Source organism: Pseudonocardia kujensis (genome assembly GCF_021283305.1).
Classification (GTDB): domain Bacteria; phylum Actinomycetota; class Actinomycetes; order Mycobacteriales; family Pseudonocardiaceae; genus Pseudonocardia; species Pseudonocardia kujensis.
Genome location: NZ_JAJSOK010000024.1, coordinates 71427 through 86754, shown reverse-complemented (window position 1 = coordinate 86754; position 15328 = coordinate 71427). Strand labels below are relative to the sequence as shown.

Here is a 15328-nt window from a genome sequence, read left to right as displayed (position 1 = left end):
CGGACGCACGTGCGGCCGGGGCTGGTTGCTGTGCGCCCGAAGGGATTCGAACCCCCAACCCGTGATCCAGTGCTCGGAGTACAGGCCGGATCGGGAAGACTCAGTACTGTGATCACCCGGTGGAACGTTGCACCGGGCGCACGATCGTCTTGCCGAGGTTGCCGCCGCGGAGCAGCGACATCAGCGCGGCCGGTGCTTGCTCGATCCCGTCGAATGCCGTGAACGGGACCTGGAGACGGCCACTGGTCATGAGCTCGCGCAGCTCGACCTCGACGGCCGGCGCGCGTTCGATGTGGTCGGTGACGAGGAAGCCCTCAAGCCGAAGCCGCCGGATGATCGCATTGGCGATGTTCGCCGGTCCGGTCTGCCGCCGGCCGTAGCCGGAGATCATCCCGCAGACGGCGGCGCGGCCGCCGACCTTCAACCGATCGAGCGCGGCCTCGAGGTGGTCGCCGCCGACGTTGTCGCAGTAGACGTCGAGACCGTCCGGCGCGGCTCCCGCGAGTTGGTCTGCGATGGCGCCTTCGCGGTGATCGAGGACTGCGTCGAGCCCCACCTGCTCGTAGAGGTAGGCGGTCTTCTCCCGGCCGCCTGCCGACCCGATCACGCGGGCACCGCGGGCCTGCGCGAGCTGGGCCGCGACGAGCCCGACCGACCCTGCCGCCGCGGAGACCCAGACGACGTCCCCGGGTTGCACTCGGGCGACGACGTCGATCCCGACTGCGGCGGTCAGCCCGGACGCGCCGAGTGCGTGCAACCAGGCCTCGGGCCCGATGTCGGCGGAGGGGTGGATCAGCCGGACAGCGGCGGCGTCGACGACCGCGGTGCGCCGCGCGGTGGCCTCCTGGTCCCGGCGTCCTTGCTGCCTTCCCAGGTAGCGCCAGCCCCCGCCGTCGGGGATGTTGGCGAACTTGGTGACGTCGACGTGGATCAACGAGCCGGGATGGGGGTGTTCGTAGCGGCGCAACGGCTCGCCGGTGACCCGGTCGATGCGGGAGAGCCGGTTGATCTTGCAGCGCACCAGGACCGCGTGCACGGTCGAGGCGGCCAAACCGAGCCGCCCGCCGATCTGGACCGGGCCCAGCCGGTGGCGCCAGCGCAGTCGCACGATCCGCCGGACCAGCCGAGGACTGGTGCTGGTCGGGCTGGTGTGTGGCCGTAAGCTGCGGTCGGTCATCCCGGACGGTCCTTCGGCCCGGTAGCGGTCGGCCCACTTCTTCGCGGTCCGCGCCGAGACCATGAACCTCTTCGCGGCCGCAGCGTAGGTCCAGCCATGATCGACGACGAGTTGGGCGAGCCTGAGCCGGGCGCGCGGGGTCAGCGCGGCGTCAGCCCCGGTGATTCATGACAAGTAGTAGTTGATCTCTCGTCCATGTTCGTCTCGGTTTCCGGGTCAAGGGCGTGCGGGATCGTCCGGCCTGCTGTTCCGCCGGGTGCTCCGTGCGCCGTTCGTGCCGGTCGGGAGTGGGTTCAGCCTGCGGGGGCGGGCAGGGCGTGGAGTCGGGCGAACGCGGTCGCGAGTTGCTCGGCCCAGGGCCAGGACTGCTGGATCCGGATCCAGGTGCGGCGTTGACCTCGGGTGATCCGGGCGGCGACGTGCAGGAGGCGGTAGGGCAGCGTCTTCGGTTCGGCCTTGGCGAGAGGCCCGTCGAGGAGCAGGTGCTGGGTCCAGGAGAGCAGGTCGACCGCGAGCATGACGACGGTCGGCCAGGCCGTGTTGATCGTGAAGGTGCGGGAGGGGAAGTGGTTCAGGTCGGTGTCCTTCGCGGTGCGGATCCGGTCCTCGACGCGGGCGTGGGTGCGGTGTCGGGCGTCGAGGACCGCCAACTGTCCGGCGGGGGTGTCGGTGGCGAAGCAGGTGTGGCGCCAGCCGTCACGAGTCTCCATGAGGTCCAGCTGCGCTCCGGGGTGTGGGCGTTCGCGGCGGACGATCACCCGGGTGCCCTCGGGGTAGCCCTTGAGCGAGGCGGCGGGCAGCAGTCCGGTGAGCTCGGCCAGTCCGGCGCCGTCGCGGTGGCCGCCGTCGGCGTCGACCGCGTCGGCCCACACCTTCTTCGGGACCAGTCCGATGGCGGCGCGTTCGCGGTCGGTGATGGCCCAGCCGACGGAGAACTCGCAGCTCATCAGCCTGTTCTGCTGGTTGCGGACGTGGGCGAGGAACCCTTTCGTGCAGCCTGCGGTGTCCGCGCGGACCAGGATCGGGCGGCCGTGGCGGTGCTGGTCGGGATCTGGGCGAGGGCCTGGTCGAGCACGGTGATGTGGTCGGCGGCGGTGTTCGCGCCGGCGTTACCGCGGCGCAGCACCCCTGCCAGGAACTCGGAGGTGTTGTCGCAGAACGCCATCAGCGGGTGGTAGCCGAAGGTCCGCTTGAACGTCGGCGCCGCGAGTTCCTTCTCGCTGTGGCAGACCACGATCGACGCGTCCAGGTCGAGCACCAGGACGTTGAGGTCTCGTCCGGCCACCGTGGCCGGTGGGAACGCCCGTCCGTGGAGTTCGGCGTGCTGGTCCCAGACCACCTCCCGCGCCCTTGCCCGTACCGCTACGACAGTCGTGAGCGCGGTGTCGTCGAGGCGGTCGAGCAGCCGCCAGCACGTCGAGTCCGAAGCGACCTGGCCGAACAACTCGCGCTGGTCGCGCAACACGTCGATCTCGGAGATCCTGGTGGCACCGTCGGCGACCGCGACAGCGAGATCCACCAGCACCCGGCGCGGAGCATGCCGGGCCCGCGGCGGACGCAACACGCCCCGAGCCTGCGACAACTCGCCGGTCAATGTGGTCCGGTCCGCGACGTCGGCCGACAGACGAGACCCGACGTGCGACACGACCCCGGCCCCGTCGGCGGTCACGATGATCTTTGGGCGGGGTGGTTGTAGCCTGCACTCGGAAAGTGCCTCCTCGACCGCGGCGGACATGGCCCGCAGCAAGCCCTGCCTTACCTGGTCACGAGGCACTTTCTTCTTTCGGGGTCGCCTGCCGCCCGGCCCGCCCATGAAGAGCCGGGGCTAAGGCCTGACATAGAACGGGACGTGTCACTAGCTGCCAACGCTATTCGCAGGTTCCAGAACGGCCGGGTGGAAGTACTCTGCACCAGTCAAGGCGTTGAGGTAGAGCCCAGTTATTGGCGAGTCGTGTAGTCCGCGAGAGGCGATCGAGCGGCTTTCGGTTAGCCCAAGCCGAACCAGCCCGCCACGGTCAGTATCAGCACGGCTGCCGCTCCTCACACAGGATGGTGCTGCGGCGCCGCGGGACTGGCGATCGCTGCGAACACTCGCCGCGTGAGGTGTGCGCCGACCTTGCCCGCGTAGCCAGGCCGTGTGAGCAGCGCAGAGCCGCTCGTCCCGCCTCCCGACTACGACCGTGAGGCCGTCGCCACCGCCGATCCTGGTGCCGGTGGTCCGGAGCCCGAGGCCGGAACGGCATGGAAGGGAGGAACCCGACCATGTCGAGCAACCGCAGCCCGAAGGCAAATCGGACACGACCGGCCGTGGCGCACACCCTTCCGTGTACCTGAGGTCCCCGGCGGCGACTGACCTGACGACCGCCCCCGCGATCCGTAGCGCCCTCGCCGCAGAGCGCCGTTCCACGGACAGGAATCGGATCCAGCCTTCAGGAGGGGCGGCCTGGGCTGGCTCCGCGAGGGCAGCCGCGCAGCGAACGGACGCCGGCCACCTCCGCCGCGCTCCTGGAGGGAACGCGGCGGACGTGGCGCAGGGTGGGTGTCGCTCGTGCGGACGCTCAGGATCCGTTCGACGGGCGCCGCCAAGGGCCGGTGATGGCGAAGACATGTCCCGGTGACTGGATGCCGGCGAAGAGCTGTTTGCCGTCGGCGCTGAAGGTCGGGCCCGCGAACTCGTTGCCGTTCAAATCGTTGCGAGCCATCGCGTACGACTTCCCCTGGTCGGTGACCCCGACCAGGTGCTGCACGCCCTCGCCGTCCTCGGCCAGGATCACCCCGCCGTACGGCGAGACGGTGATGTTGTCCGGACCGTCGAAGTTCGTGCCTTCCTGATCCGGCGTCGCGTTCACGGTGAAGATCGTCTTCAGGGTGATCCGCTGCTTGCCCGGCTCGTAGAACCAGATCTGCCCGTCGTGCTCGTTGACACTGCCGTCCGACGCACGCGCGTAGCTGGCGACGATGTACGCCCCACCGTCGGCCCACCAGGCGCCCTCGAACTTGCGGCTCCGCGTGATCGCACCATCGGCGAACTGCTTGCGGGTCGAGGTCGTCGCAGCGAGCCGGTCGGGCACGTCGACCCAGTCGACCTTGTACTGAGTACCGGGTGCGGTCGCCTCCGACAGGTCCTTGACGTGCGTGCTGCCGCGGCTGCAGCGCATGGCCTGCAGGCCACCGGCGTTCTCGGCGAGGCCCTTCAGGCTCCACTTGCCGCCCGTGAACCCCTTCGGCGGGGTCCAGCGGTAGAGCAGGCCGTGCGGGTCGTTCGCGTCCTCGGTCAGGTAGACGGCCAGGGTTTTCGGGTCGACCGCGACGGCCTCGTGCGCGAAGCGCCCGAGGAAGGTGAGCGGAACCGGGCTGTTGCCGATGTTCGCCTGCCCCACCGGGCTGACCTCGAAGACGAATCCGTGGTCCTTGGCGAGGACTCCGGAGCCGACGGGCTTGCCGGCCTTGTCCTCGGTTTCCTCACAGGTCAGCCAGGTTCCCCAGGGGGTGACGCCACCCGCGCAGTTGTTGTGTGTTCCCGCGACGGAGACGTACTCGGCGAGCCGGTCCCCGGTGGCGCTGACCTCGATGTTGGTGGTCCCGCCCGCAGCACCCTCGTCATAGGTGAGCCCGAGTCGGTGAGGTACGCGGAAGGCTTCGTCACCACCGATCTCATGGTTGTTCACCAGGACGGTCCGGTCCTGGACGGTGAAGGCCGCAGTGCCGTCGGTATCACTCGGCGTGGGCTCGCCGCCGTCGGTCAGGCGGGTGATGCCTGCTTCAGCGACGATCTTGTAGCTGAAGCCCTCGGGCAGAGATAGCAGCTTGCGGGGATCCGCTACCAGCGGCCCGTACCCGGACGCGGCGCGGGTCGGCGCGCCGAACGCCGGACGGCCCGCGATCGCATCGATGCTGCCGAAGAGGGCAATGCCGAGACCGACGGCTGCGGAGTTGCGCAGCATGGCTCGTCGGTTCAAGCCGCCCTCGGCGCTGGAGGCGTTCGCGGGGGCGCGGTGGGAAGCGTCAGAGGTGGTCACTGTTCCCTCTTTCGGGTGGTAACGGACTCTGGCAGATAAAGCGACCGAACCGACAAGATCGGGCATCGTTGGTGAACAGACGCGAAGATCGACATGAACGCTCTGCGGTGCAGATCCCAGCGGACGCCCTTCGGCGTCCCCGGCTCCCCACCGGCGCTCGCCTCACCCTCAGCACCGGCGATGGACACCGCGATCAGTCCGGCGCTTCAACGCGCAGGTCGCTCGGCGAGACACGGAGGGACCCCAGCGGCAGACGAGCCGTCACCTCGGCGGCGGGGACCGTCCAGCGAGGCGCCGATGCCGGCGTCGCCTTGAACGAGTACTTCTGGCCGCGCTCGTCCTGCAGCGCATCAACGCGGTGCTCCAGCTCGACCTCAGCAACTCCATGGGCACGAGGGCAACGGATTGGGGTCCGCTCATGGCCGCCGCCGGGCTGGCATGTCTGCCGAACCTGGTCCTCTACCTCGTCCTGCAGCGCCGCATTGTCGACGGCTTCGTCCACTCGGGACTCCGGTGATCAGGAGTTCGGTTCGGTGTCGCGGTCCTCAGCGGCGCGGTGAGGCGGTGATCTGGTGCCTCGCGGCCTGCAGGTACCGGGCGACCTCGCCGGTGATCCGGTCCGCGTCCCGGCTGAACACCTCCACCCGCTCGTCGGCGGGCAATGAGGCGTAGGCGACGACGAGGTCCTCGAGCCGGGCCAGCAACATCGCGGCCGCCTCGGCCCGCGTCTCTCCCGGAGTCAGCACGCGTTCCACTCCGCCAGTTGGCCCGCAGGGTCGCCGCCGGGGGCAACCTACGCGCCGGACGCTACGCGTTCTCGGGCAAGCCGACCGTGACCGGGTGGAACCCGGTCCGGATCGCCCTGGCGTGGGTCGAGCTCATGAACCGGCTCGGCTACACCCGCTACGTCACGCAGGCGGCGACTGGGGCAACGCCGTCACCGAACAGATGGCCCTGGCCATGCCTGCAGGGCTGCTCGGCATCCACACCAACATGCCCCCGACCGTCCCCCCGGAGATCTCCCGAGCACTCCAGGTCGTCGGCCCCCCGCCGGCCTGTCCGCCGAAGGTGCTGGCCCACTTCTCCGCCACCGGGCTGTGCTACGCCACCGAGATGGCCCAACCGGCGCAGACCGTTCTGGAAGTCGACCTCGGACTCCCGCCGGGCTTGGCGAACTGGCGTCGACGCGCTTGCCACCCCCGCATCGGGCCTCGGCGGCGCCGGCCGAGATCGGCCGGGCGTGCCTCCTCCTCTGCCGCCGTCTCGCGGGTCTGCTGGTTAGCCGGCCCGTGCACCTGCTCGTCCGGCTCGGGCGCCGACATGCAGGGCGCTGCCACGAGCAGCGCCTGCTCGCCACCGCTTCAACGCGGCCATCTGGTCGGTCGCCAACGCGGCGGGACGTGCGGCTCATGCTCGGCGCGACCGCGCTCGGTGGGTCCTCAGGTGCGTACGCCGAGCGGCTCACGAACGAGCGTCAACCCGTACTTGACGAATCGGGCGTCAATGATAGGTTGACGCTCGTTAATCACGGGTTACACCGAGCGGTCGAGGGGGTGCACCATGGCAAAGAAGAAGGACAAGAAGAAGGGCAAGAAGAAGAAGTGAGCTCGAATGGCTCGGCGCAGTAGCCGAGTTACGTGGAGGCGTCCGGACAATGTCGTCCGGCGCCACATCACTCCCATGATCAGTGCGGCCACCCCGCGCAACCGACGCGCGTGATCGACTGGTCGTCGCGGGCCGCATGTTGCGCACACCGCTGCGGCTGTCGGTACAAACGATTCTGGTCGAACTACTTCCGGCGTCGCTGTGAAGCTCTCCGAGCACTCGTCCGCAGACACTGCACCGCAGCCGAAACACCCCGCCGGCGGCCATCGGGGTCACCCCGTCGGCGCCTCCGTCACCGGTAGTACCTCGACCACCGGACGGACGCCCTGCGTCATGCTGAAGGCCAGTTCGTTCCGGGTCGCCGCAACCTCGGAAGCACGAAAAGTAGCCATGACCTCTCCCGCGGTTTCCACGATCATGAGTGCTCGTTCCACCCAACCCGGTTCCGTTGTCGCTCTGCCGCCGCTATGAAGGCGAGTCGAGCCGCCCCGGGCCCGAGGCGTGAAGGGCCGAAGGTCCCGAGGATGTCACCGCCCGCGACTCGCGGCGGCCGTGTCGAGGGATCGGCGCGAGATGTGCTCGCTCGGCACCGTCCGAGGTCATCAATACACATCCCTCGATCAGGTCGACGAGCTCCTGCACTCCGTGGCGGTCGCGCTGGTCACGGAGCGTGCACGCATCGTCACGTGATGGATGCGATCCAGCACAATTCCGTCCTGGGATCGGATGATCCTGATGCAGTGCTGATCTCTCGGCGGACGCCTCTCCAAGCCGTCGCGGAGATCGCGGCGCGCGCCCTCCAGGACCGCCCGCGGCTCTGGAACAAACGCTGATCGCGCGGCGCACAGCACTCCAAGCCCTGGCTGACCTCGGCCAACATGAACTCGTGCCACGACTTCAGCGGATCGAGGGGAGGGTCAGCGTAGAGCGCCCACACGGCCACGCGTGGGCGCATTTCAGGCTGGCCCGTTACCCCACTTGCGCGTCGCCGAGCCGCTTCCCGCGCGCTGTCCTCCCGTCCTCGCCGTCGCGGCCGGCCACCGCCGGCTGCGTGCCGACCCAGGCACACGGTGGGCTCACCCGTGTCATCGCATGACCGGATGCGTTGGTCAGCGAACGTCAGTGCCCGGGAGATTCCGCATCGTGACCAGGGCTGTGGCGCAGAGCGTCTCCGCCTTGCCGTCGATCGCCACGATGTCGGTCGCCGCCACAGACGTGGAGTGTCCCGCCTTCACCACCCGCCCACGGGCGACGATCATGTCGCCCTTGGCGGGAGCGAGGATCTTCACCGTGTAGTCGGTCGTCATGGAGGCCGAGCCGGCAGGCAGGAGCGTGCCTGCTGCTGAGCCGCCCGCGTAGTCGGCGAGAGCACCCAGCACACTGCCCGCCACGAAACCGTCGAGCTGGGTGTGTTCGGGCCGGACGTGCAGCACCAGCTCGGCCGTGCCCGGCGTGAGTGCTCCGACGGTGAAGCCGAGGTGCGCTGCAGCGGGCATCGTCTGCAGCGCCGTCCGGACGGCCTCGGCGAAGTCGGGGTTGGGGGCGTCCATCAGGCTCCTTCGACGTCGGTGAGCACGGACGCACCCTTGTCCACGGTCATGCCGTCCTCGTGTCGGGAAGGTGACCAACGATCGAACCCGTCGCGTGCGTGGATTGCCGCGGCGGCGGCGCGGCGGATCTTGCCGCTGCTCGTCCTCGGCACGCGACCGGGCAGCGTGACGACGAGTTCGGCGAGGGTCAGCCCGTGCTCGTGTGCCAGGGCTGCTCGGACGGCACCGGCGACCTCCTGCGGATCCCAGGCACGTCGGTGCTCGCGGCGGACCTCCTGCACCACGACCAGCCGTTCCCCGGTCGGCCCGGGGACCGCGAAGGCCGCTCCCGCACCGGGCTGCAGCGCCGGGTGTGCGGTAGCGACGGTGTGCTCCACGTCCTGCGGATGGTGGTTGCGGCCCCGGATGATCGCAACGTCCTTGATCCGTCCGACCACATAGAGCTCGCCGTCCTCGATCACCCCAAGGTCCCCCGTGCGGAGGTACTCCTCCGGCTCGCCGGCAATCCGCGCGCGGAAGGTCTCGCTGGTCGCCGAAGGGTTGCGCCAGTACCCCTGGGCCACGGCGGGCCCCGACACCCAGATCTCCCCGACCGCACCTGGCGCGGAGGCGTGGCGGGTCCGCGGGTCGACAATCCGCACCGACTCGTCCGGGAGCACCTCGCCGGACCCTGCCAGCTCCCGCACACGAGGTGCCGCCGAGGCCCGGGCGACGCGACCAGTCTCGAGGGCTTCGGCGTCGGCGAGCAGGAGTCGGGGGCCGCGCAGTTTCCCGGTGCCCGTGACGATCAGGGTCGCCTCGGCCAGGCCGTAGCAGGGATGCATCGCCGCAGGGTCGAAGCCGTGCGGGGCGAACAGCTCGGTGAAGGTTCGGAGGGTGTCCGGGCGGACCGGCTCGGCGCCGTTGAACGCGACCTTCCAGCAGCTCAGGTCCAGGGTCGGAACCGTGCCGCGGGCGGCTGCGCCCACGCAGGCGTCGAAGGCGAAGTTCGGGCCCCCGCTGGTGTGCGCGCGGTACCGGGAGACCGTCTCCAGCCAGAGCAGGGGCCTGCGGACGAACGCCATGGGCGACATCAAGATCGCCTGAGCACCCACCCACAGCGGCTGGACCAGGTTGCCGATCAGCCCCTGGTCGTGGAAGAACGGAGCCCAGCCGACGACCGTCGAGCCCTCGTCGTGCCCGAACGCCCGGGCGATCATGTCCTCGTTCGCGGCGAGGTTGCCGTGGGAGACCATCACGCCCTTCGGGGCCGAGGTCGAGCCCGAGGTGTACTGCAGGAACGCGAGGTCGCCCGGCCCACGGGCGACGGGGACGCCCGCGGCCGAGCCCACCTCGTCCACCGCCACCCACGCGGGTACCTGCGGCAGCGTCTCCTGCAGCGCGTCGAGGGAGGACCTCAGCGTGAGGACGGCTGCGGGCGCCGAGTCCGCGACCACCGCTGCGGTCGCCTCCTGCACCCGGTTGCGCCGCGGCGGGTTCATCGGCACCGCCACCACCCCGGCGTACAGGCAACCCAAGAACGCGATCACGAACTCGGGGCACTGCGGAAAGGCCAGCAGCGCTCGCTCGCCGGGCCCGCAGGGCAACGCCGCGGCGACCCCGACCGCCCGCTCGTGCAGCTCGGCGTAGGTCAGCACGCGGGTCTCCGCGCCACGTTCGTCCAGGAACACGTACGCGGTCCGGCGCGGCGTCTCCGCGGCCCGGCGCGCCACCACCTCGGGAAGGATCATCCCAGCGCTCCCGTCATCAGGGCCGCGAGCTCGGCGCGGCGGGGCTGGTGGAAGAGGTGCTCGCCCTCGAACAGGTGCAGCGCGAACGCGCGCGTGGTGACCTCCGCCCAGGCCTGCACCTCGTCGAGGGCCACGATCGGATCGTCCCGCCCGTGGAACGCCGTAATCGGGCAGGCCAGCCGGGGTTCCGGTGTGCCGGTGTACTCCTCGGACAGGGTCAGGTCGGCGCGGGTGAGGCCGAGGGCGTACCGCAGGAAGCGGGGCGGGCCGATGATCGCGCCGCCCAGGGCCTCGGCGAACTCCGAGTCCGGCAGCCGGTGCACGCCGCCGTGTCGCGCCGGGCACTGCGGCGCCCGCCGCCCGGAGACGAACAGGTGTGCCGGCGGCTGCCCGTCTGCGCTCAGGGCCCGGGCCAGCTCGAACGCGATCACCGCGCCCATGCTGTGCCCGTAGAGCGCCACCCTCGGCAGGGCCGCGATCTCGGGCAGCAGTAGCGCGACCGCGTCCGCGACCCGCTGGAGCGGCTGCTCGGTCGCACAATCCTCACGGCCGGGCAGCTGGGCCCGGACGAGCCCGATGGGCGCTGCGAACAGGCGCGGCCAGCGCGCGAAGGACGACGCGCCCGCCCCGGCATGGGGCACACAGACCAGCGCGATCCCGTCCTCGGGTGGGAGGTCGCGCAGCCGCCGCGGCATCGTGGCGGTCATCGCGCACCGGCCGCGACAGTGACCGGCAGGGCCTCCGGGCTGCGGACGATGAGGCTCTCGGTCTGCCACCGCACCTCACCGTCGAGGCGCAGGTCCGGGCCGCGCACGAGGGTGTCGAGCACCGCGCGGGCCTGCAGCTCGGCCAGCGCGCCGCCGAGGCAGCCGTGCATGCCGAACCCGAAGCCCAGGTGTGGACCGGGTCCCCGCGCCGGATCGAAGGTGTCCGGGTTCGGGAACACGGCCGGGTCCCGGTTGGCGGCGGCGAGGCAGAGCAGCACCTGGTCCCCGGCGGCGATCCGGACGCCGCCGATCTCGATTTCCCGGGTGGCGATGCGCGTGGTCATCTGGAGCGGGCTCTCGTGACGCAGCGTCTCGCGCACGGTGGCCGGGACCTGCTCAAGTCCGATTCCCGGGCTGCGCAGGAGCGCCAGTGCACTGTTGCCGATCAACGCCGCGGTGGTCTCGGTGCCCGCGACGAAGCACATGATCCCGAGCAGCGCCGTCTCCTCCTCGGTGAGGCGGTCACCCCCTGCGGTCCGGACGGCGGCGAGCTCGCGTAGCAGGCCGGGCGTCCGCACCTCGCGCAGCGCGGCGGCGAAGGTCGCGACGACCCGGGAGATCCGCTCCAGGTGGTCCCGCTTCAGCATCCCGGGCTCCAGCAGGAACCGGATCTCGTGCGTCCAGCCCGCCACCTGCCCATGAAGCTCCGCGGGCAGGCCCAGCCAGGTGCACAGCACCTCGACAGGGAGCGGCTCGGCGAGCTCGGCCATGAGGTCGTGTCGCAGCCCGGACACCCGCCGCTGCGCGAGCTCGTGCACCAGCGGCTCCAGGTCCGCCACCGCCGCCGGGGTGAACACCCGGTTCACCAGCCCGCGTAGCCGGGCGTGCGCCGGGTTGTCGGTGAACACCAGCGACGCCCGACCGAGCCGCAGGACCAGGTCCGTGTCCACCGCCCCGCCGTGCCGCGCCACCAGGGCCGGGATCAGCTCGGCGCTGAAGCTCCGGTCCCGCAGCACGGCCAGGACGTCCGTGTGCCGGGTCAGTACCCACATACCGAGGGTGCGGATCGGCAGTTCTGCCCGCAGCGCCGCGTACTGCGCATACGGGTCCTGCCGGAACGACGGCGCGAACGGGTTGAACCTCATGCGCCCCACCGGGAGCCGTAGGGGCGCATCGTGATCCGGTACAGCGCGAGCTTGCCCATGCGGAAGCCCAGCGAGGACAGGGTGAGGTAGCGCTCGTAGCGCGCCACGACCTCGGGGCCGACCAGCTCGCGCGCCTCGGCCCGCGCCGCCTTGAGCCGCCGCGCCCACTCGTCGCAGGTCCAGGCGTAGTCCAGGCGTCCGTTGGACAGCGCGGTCACCTCGAGGACCCCCTCGGCTGCCACGGTGATCTCGCCGAGGGTGGGGAGTTCCGCGTCCGGGAAGATCTCCTGCTGCATGAACCGGCTCGCCTCGGCGGGGTCCATGTTCGCGTAGGCGATCGTCTGCAGGGAGAGCGCACCGCCGGCGAGCCAGTCCCGGCAGCGCGTGAAGAACTCCCGGTAGACGCCGATCTTGTCCTGCCCGGGCGCGGCGAAGTGCTCGAACGCGCCGATGGACACGATCCCGTCGTAGGGGGCCGCGGGCGTGTGGTCCCGCCAGTCCTCCACCCGCACCTCGACGTCCGGGAGCCCCCGGGCCGCGACGTGGGCTGCCTGCTCGTCCGACAGCGTGAGCCCGACGGCGGGCACCCCGGCCCGCTCGAGGATCCCGCCCCAGCCGCACCCCACGTCGAGCAGGCGCGTGCGGGCGCCCGCCGCGTCGAGGTGGTGGCGCAGTTTCCGCTCCTGCGCCTCCTCCAGGGTGTCCGCCCCGTACCGCCACGCGCAGGAGTAGCTGAGTGTGGGATCGAGCCAGAGCCGGTAGAAGTCGTTGCCGACGTCGTAGTGGTGGCGGATGGCTTCGACGGAGGTCATCGCAGCCGCTCGTGCAGGTACGTTGCGACGGCCGTGATCGTCGGGTTCTCGAACAACGCCTCGGGGGCGATGTCGACGGCGTACCGCTCCTCCACCTCCACCAGCAGCGACACCGCGAGGGCGGAGTCCACGCCGAGCCGGTCGAAGTCGGCGTCCGGGTCGACCTCCGCCTCCTCGACGTCGAGCAGGTTCGCCAGGTAGCCGCGGCACCAGGCGACGATGGACGGGACGTCGGTCGCGACGGCGGTTCCCATGTCAGGCTCCTGCGGGTCGGACGCGCCGGGACTCCCGGCGCTCGTCGGACGGGGTCTTGAGGTCCCAGGCGAGGCCGATCGCCTCCAGGGCCTTGATCAGCCAGAACCCGGGGTCGAGCCGATACCAGTCGAGGCCGAACGACGGCGACTCCGGGAAGGCGTGGTGGTTGTTGTGCCAGGACTCGCCGAGGGTGAGAAGGGCGAAGATCCCGCCGTTGCGGCTGTTCTCGCGGGACTCGTAGGGCCGGGTCCCGAACATGTGCAGGAAGGAGTTGATCGCCCAGACGATGTGCTCCAGCACGAAGATCCGCACGAACCCGCCCCAGAGCAGCCCGGACACCGCACCCTGCCAGGACAGGTCCACGAGGCCGCCGACGAGCGCGGGCACGGCGAGCCCGAGTGCGACCCACCAGTAGTAGCCCCTCGCGACCTTGACCAGCGCCCGGTTCCTGATCAGGTCGGGGGCGTAGTGGACGACGTTGGGGTACTCATGGCGGCGCATCCACAGGAAGTGCGAGTGGGCGAGCCCGCGCAGCGCGCCGACGAGCCCGCCGCCGGACAGGTTGGGCGAGTGCGGGTCGCCCTCCCGGTCGGAGAACTCGTGGTGGCGACGGTGCAGCGCCACCCAGGAGATCACCGCGCCCTGGCCCGCCATCGAGCCGAGGACGGCCAACACGGCCTGCACCGCGGGCGTCGTCCTGAAGGTGCGGTGCGTGAAGAGCCGGTGATAGCCGACGGTCACCCCCAGGCCGGTGAGCAGCCAGAACCCGACGAGCAGCCCGAGCTCGGTCCAGCCGAGGGGATGCACCCCCAGGAACGCCACGGCCGCGAGGGTGCCGAGGATCGGGGCGATGTCGAAGAGCAGGAAGTGCCTGCGCTGCAGCTTGTGGATGTAGGGACTGGAGATCGTCTTCCGACGGGGTTCCGGTCGCTCGGCGAGATCGGTCGCGGCGGTCATGCGGTCACGCCTCCCAGCGTGGCTCGATCCTTCATGCGGTCCAACAGGCCGGTGTCGTGCCGCCCCGCGCGGAAGTCCGGCTCGGCGAGCACGCCGCGCAGGAACGGTGCGGTCGTGGCGATCCGCTCGCCCTCGATCCGGGTCTCGGCCAGCGCCCGGTCCATCCGGCGCAGCGCGGTGTCCCGGTCGGCACCCCAGGTGATCACCTTGGCCAGCAGCGAGTCGTACTCCGGCGGGATCCGACGGCCCGCCGCCACGTGCGTGTCCACCCGCACGAATGGCCCGCCGGGCAGCTCGACGGACTCCAGCAGTCCCGGGGTCGGGGCGAAGTCCTTCGCGGGGTCCTCGGCGTTGATCCGACACTCGACGGCCACCCCGTCGAACCGGACGTCGGACTGGCCGAATCGCAGCGGCTCGCCCATCGCGACACGCAGCTGCTCGGCCACCAGGTCGATCCCGGTGACCATCTCCGTCACCGGGTGCTCGACCTGCAGCCGGCAGTTGACCTCCATGAAGGAGTGCGCGCCGTCGGCGTCGACGAGCATCTCGACGGTGCCGGCGCCGACGTAGCCGACCGACAGCACGGCCCGGACGGCCTCCTCGCCGATGGCGTGCTGGACGTCGAGCGGGAGCCCCGGGGCCGGTGTCTCCTCGACGAGCTTCTGGTGGCGGCGCTGCACCGAGCAGTCCCGCGCGCCGAGGTGCACGCCATGACCGTGGGCGTCGCACAGCACCTGGATCTCCACGTGCCGCGCGGAATCCAGGTAGCGCTCCACGTAGACCCGGCCGTCGCCGAACACCGCGGCCGCACCGGCCCGGGTGCGGCGGTAGACGTCGACGAAGGCCTCGGGCTCCCGGACGACGGCCATCCCGCGGCCGCCACCGCCTGCGACCGCCTTGATGATCACCGGGTAGCCGATCGAGTCGGCGAGGGCCCGGGCGGCGGCCGGGTCGTCGATCGCGTCCGTGCTGCCGGGGAGCAGCGGAAGCCCTGCCGCGACCATGGCGGCACGAGCGGAGGCCTTATCCCCCAGGCGCTCCATGACCGCCGGCGGCGGCCCGACGAACGTGATCCCCTCCGCCGCGCAGACCTCGGCGAAGTCGGCGTTCTCGGACAGGAAGCCGTACCCGGGGTGGACGGCGTCGGCACCCGTCATCCGGGCCGCCTCGATCACCGCCGGGATGTGGTTGTAGCTGCGGCGAGCGGGGCCGGGTCCGATCCGGACGGCTTCGTCCGCCTCGCGGACCACGGCAGAGCCCTCGTCCGCCGTCGAGTACACCGCGACCGTGCGCAGGCCCATCTCCCGGCAGGTGCGCAGGACCCGCAGGGCGATCTCGCCGCGGTTGGCGATCAACACGGTGTGCATGCCT

At 70.9% G+C, this 15328-nt stretch carries 12 protein-coding genes, 1 tRNA gene and 3 pseudogenes; 1 reads left to right on the top strand and 15 read right to left on the bottom strand.

Annotated elements, in window-relative coordinates:
* Positions 1-31 precede the first annotated feature (31 nt).
* From LWC35_RS18560 to LWC35_RS18530, 7 genes and pseudogenes are all read right to left on the bottom strand, one after another.
* Positions 32-140, bottom strand: a tRNA-OTHER gene (locus LWC35_RS18560).
* A pseudogene (locus LWC35_RS18555) lies at positions 113-640 on the bottom strand (zinc-binding dehydrogenase); the annotation flags it as partial. The pseudogene LWC35_RS18555 and the gene LWC35_RS18560, both read right to left, overlap by 28 nt.
* Before the next feature lie 195 nt (positions 641-835).
* Positions 836-1342: pseudogene (locus LWC35_RS18550) on the bottom strand (leucine zipper domain-containing protein); the annotation flags it as partial.
* Positions 1343-1470: 128 nt separating this feature from the next.
* Positions 1471-2880, bottom strand: a pseudogene (locus LWC35_RS18545) (IS1380 family transposase).
* Between the two features lie 855 nt (positions 2881-3735).
* Positions 3736-5196: an alkaline phosphatase PhoX gene (locus LWC35_RS18540; RefSeq protein ID WP_232871410.1), complete on the bottom strand. Its 1461-nt coding sequence runs from the start codon at positions 5194-5196 to the stop codon at positions 3736-3738.
* Between the two features lie 193 nt (positions 5197-5389).
* Positions 5390-5698: a hypothetical protein gene (locus tag LWC35_RS18535; RefSeq protein ID WP_232871409.1), complete on the bottom strand. Its 309-nt coding sequence runs from the start codon at positions 5696-5698 to the stop codon at positions 5390-5392.
* A 43-nt stretch (positions 5699-5741) separates the two neighbouring features.
* Positions 5742-5942 (bottom strand): hypothetical protein, encoded by a 201-nt coding sequence (locus tag LWC35_RS18530; protein WP_232871408.1) that lies wholly within the window; start codon positions 5940-5942, stop codon positions 5742-5744.
* A 1548-nt stretch (positions 5943-7490) separates the two neighbouring features.
* On the opposite strand from LWC35_RS18530, the gene LWC35_RS18525 reads away from it, so the two are divergent.
* The gene (locus LWC35_RS18525; protein ID WP_232871407.1) at positions 7491-7634 is read left to right on the top strand and encodes a hypothetical protein; all 144 of its coding nucleotides are present in this window, start codon (positions 7491-7493) and stop codon (positions 7632-7634) included.
* 276 nt (positions 7635-7910) lie between these two features.
* Here the strand turns inward: LWC35_RS18525 and LWC35_RS18520 are convergent, their stop codons facing one another.
* The 8 genes from LWC35_RS18520 to LWC35_RS18485 are packed head-to-tail and all read right to left on the bottom strand — an operon-like array spanning position 7911 to position 15324.
* The gene (locus LWC35_RS18520) at positions 7911-8351 is read right to left on the bottom strand and encodes a PaaI family thioesterase (protein ID WP_232871406.1); all 441 of its coding nucleotides are present in this window, start codon (positions 8349-8351) and stop codon (positions 7911-7913) included.
* On the bottom strand, positions 8351-10081 hold the full coding sequence (locus tag LWC35_RS18515) for a fatty acyl-AMP ligase (RefSeq protein WP_232871405.1): 1731 nt from the start codon (positions 10079-10081) through the stop codon (positions 8351-8353). The genes LWC35_RS18520 and LWC35_RS18515 overlap by 1 nt, the downstream gene beginning before the upstream one ends.
* The gene (locus LWC35_RS18510) at positions 10078-10788 is read right to left on the bottom strand and encodes a thioesterase II family protein (RefSeq protein WP_232871404.1); all 711 of its coding nucleotides are present in this window, start codon (positions 10786-10788) and stop codon (positions 10078-10080) included. Before LWC35_RS18510 ends, LWC35_RS18515 begins: the two co-directional genes overlap by 4 nt.
* Positions 10785-11933: a cytochrome P450 gene (locus LWC35_RS18505; protein ID WP_232871403.1), complete on the bottom strand. Its 1149-nt coding sequence runs from the start codon at positions 11931-11933 to the stop codon at positions 10785-10787. The genes LWC35_RS18510 and LWC35_RS18505 overlap by 4 nt, the downstream gene beginning before the upstream one ends.
* Positions 11930-12745: a class I SAM-dependent methyltransferase gene (locus LWC35_RS18500; protein ID WP_232871402.1), complete on the bottom strand. Its 816-nt coding sequence runs from the start codon at positions 12743-12745 to the stop codon at positions 11930-11932. Before LWC35_RS18500 ends, LWC35_RS18505 begins: the two co-directional genes overlap by 4 nt.
* The gene (locus LWC35_RS18495) at positions 12742-12999 is read right to left on the bottom strand and encodes an acyl carrier protein (protein ID WP_232871401.1); all 258 of its coding nucleotides are present in this window, start codon (positions 12997-12999) and stop codon (positions 12742-12744) included. Before LWC35_RS18495 ends, LWC35_RS18500 begins: the two co-directional genes overlap by 4 nt.
* A gap of 1 nt (position 13000) precedes the next feature.
* Positions 13001-13957 carry an acyl-CoA desaturase gene (locus tag LWC35_RS18490; protein WP_232871400.1) on the bottom strand — a complete coding sequence of 319 codons (957 nt, stop codon included), beginning with the start codon at positions 13955-13957 and terminating at the stop codon, positions 13001-13003.
* Positions 13954-15324 (bottom strand): acetyl-CoA carboxylase biotin carboxylase subunit, encoded by a 1371-nt coding sequence (locus LWC35_RS18485; protein ID WP_232871399.1) that lies wholly within the window; start codon positions 15322-15324, stop codon positions 13954-13956. The genes LWC35_RS18490 and LWC35_RS18485 overlap by 4 nt, the downstream gene beginning before the upstream one ends.
* Between the last annotated feature and the right edge of the window lie 4 nt (positions 15325-15328).

What these genes read in the sequence shown, in the direction of transcription:
- LWC35_RS18490 (WP_232871400.1), bottom strand. Translation starts at nt 13,957, where the DNA reads ATGACCGCCGCGACCGATCTCGCCGAGCGACCGGAACCCCGTCGGAAG.
- LWC35_RS18515 (WP_232871405.1), bottom strand. Translation starts at nt 10,081, where the DNA reads ATGATCCTTCCCGAGGTGGTGGCGCGCCGGGCCGCGGAGACGCCGCGC.
- LWC35_RS18495 (WP_232871401.1), bottom strand. Translation starts at nt 12,999, where the DNA reads ATGGGAACCGCCGTCGCGACCGACGTCCCGTCCATCGTCGCCTGGTGC.
- LWC35_RS18505 (WP_232871403.1), bottom strand. Translation starts at nt 11,933, where the DNA reads ATGAGGTTCAACCCGTTCGCGCCGTCGTTCCGGCAGGACCCGTATGCG.
- LWC35_RS18520 (WP_232871406.1), bottom strand. Translation starts at nt 8,351, where the DNA reads ATGGACGCCCCCAACCCCGACTTCGCCGAGGCCGTCCGGACGGCGCTG.
- LWC35_RS18485 (WP_232871399.1), bottom strand. Translation starts at nt 15,324, where the DNA reads ATGCACACCGTGTTGATCGCCAACCGCGGCGAGATCGCCCTGCGGGTC.
- LWC35_RS18510 (WP_232871404.1), bottom strand. Translation starts at nt 10,788, where the DNA reads ATGACCGCCACGATGCCGCGGCGGCTGCGCGACCTCCCACCCGAGGAC.
- LWC35_RS18500 (WP_232871402.1), bottom strand. Translation starts at nt 12,745, where the DNA reads ATGACCTCCGTCGAAGCCATCCGCCACCACTACGACGTCGGCAACGAC.
- LWC35_RS18525 (WP_232871407.1), top strand. Translation starts at nt 7,491, where the DNA reads ATGGATGCGATCCAGCACAATTCCGTCCTGGGATCGGATGATCCTGAT.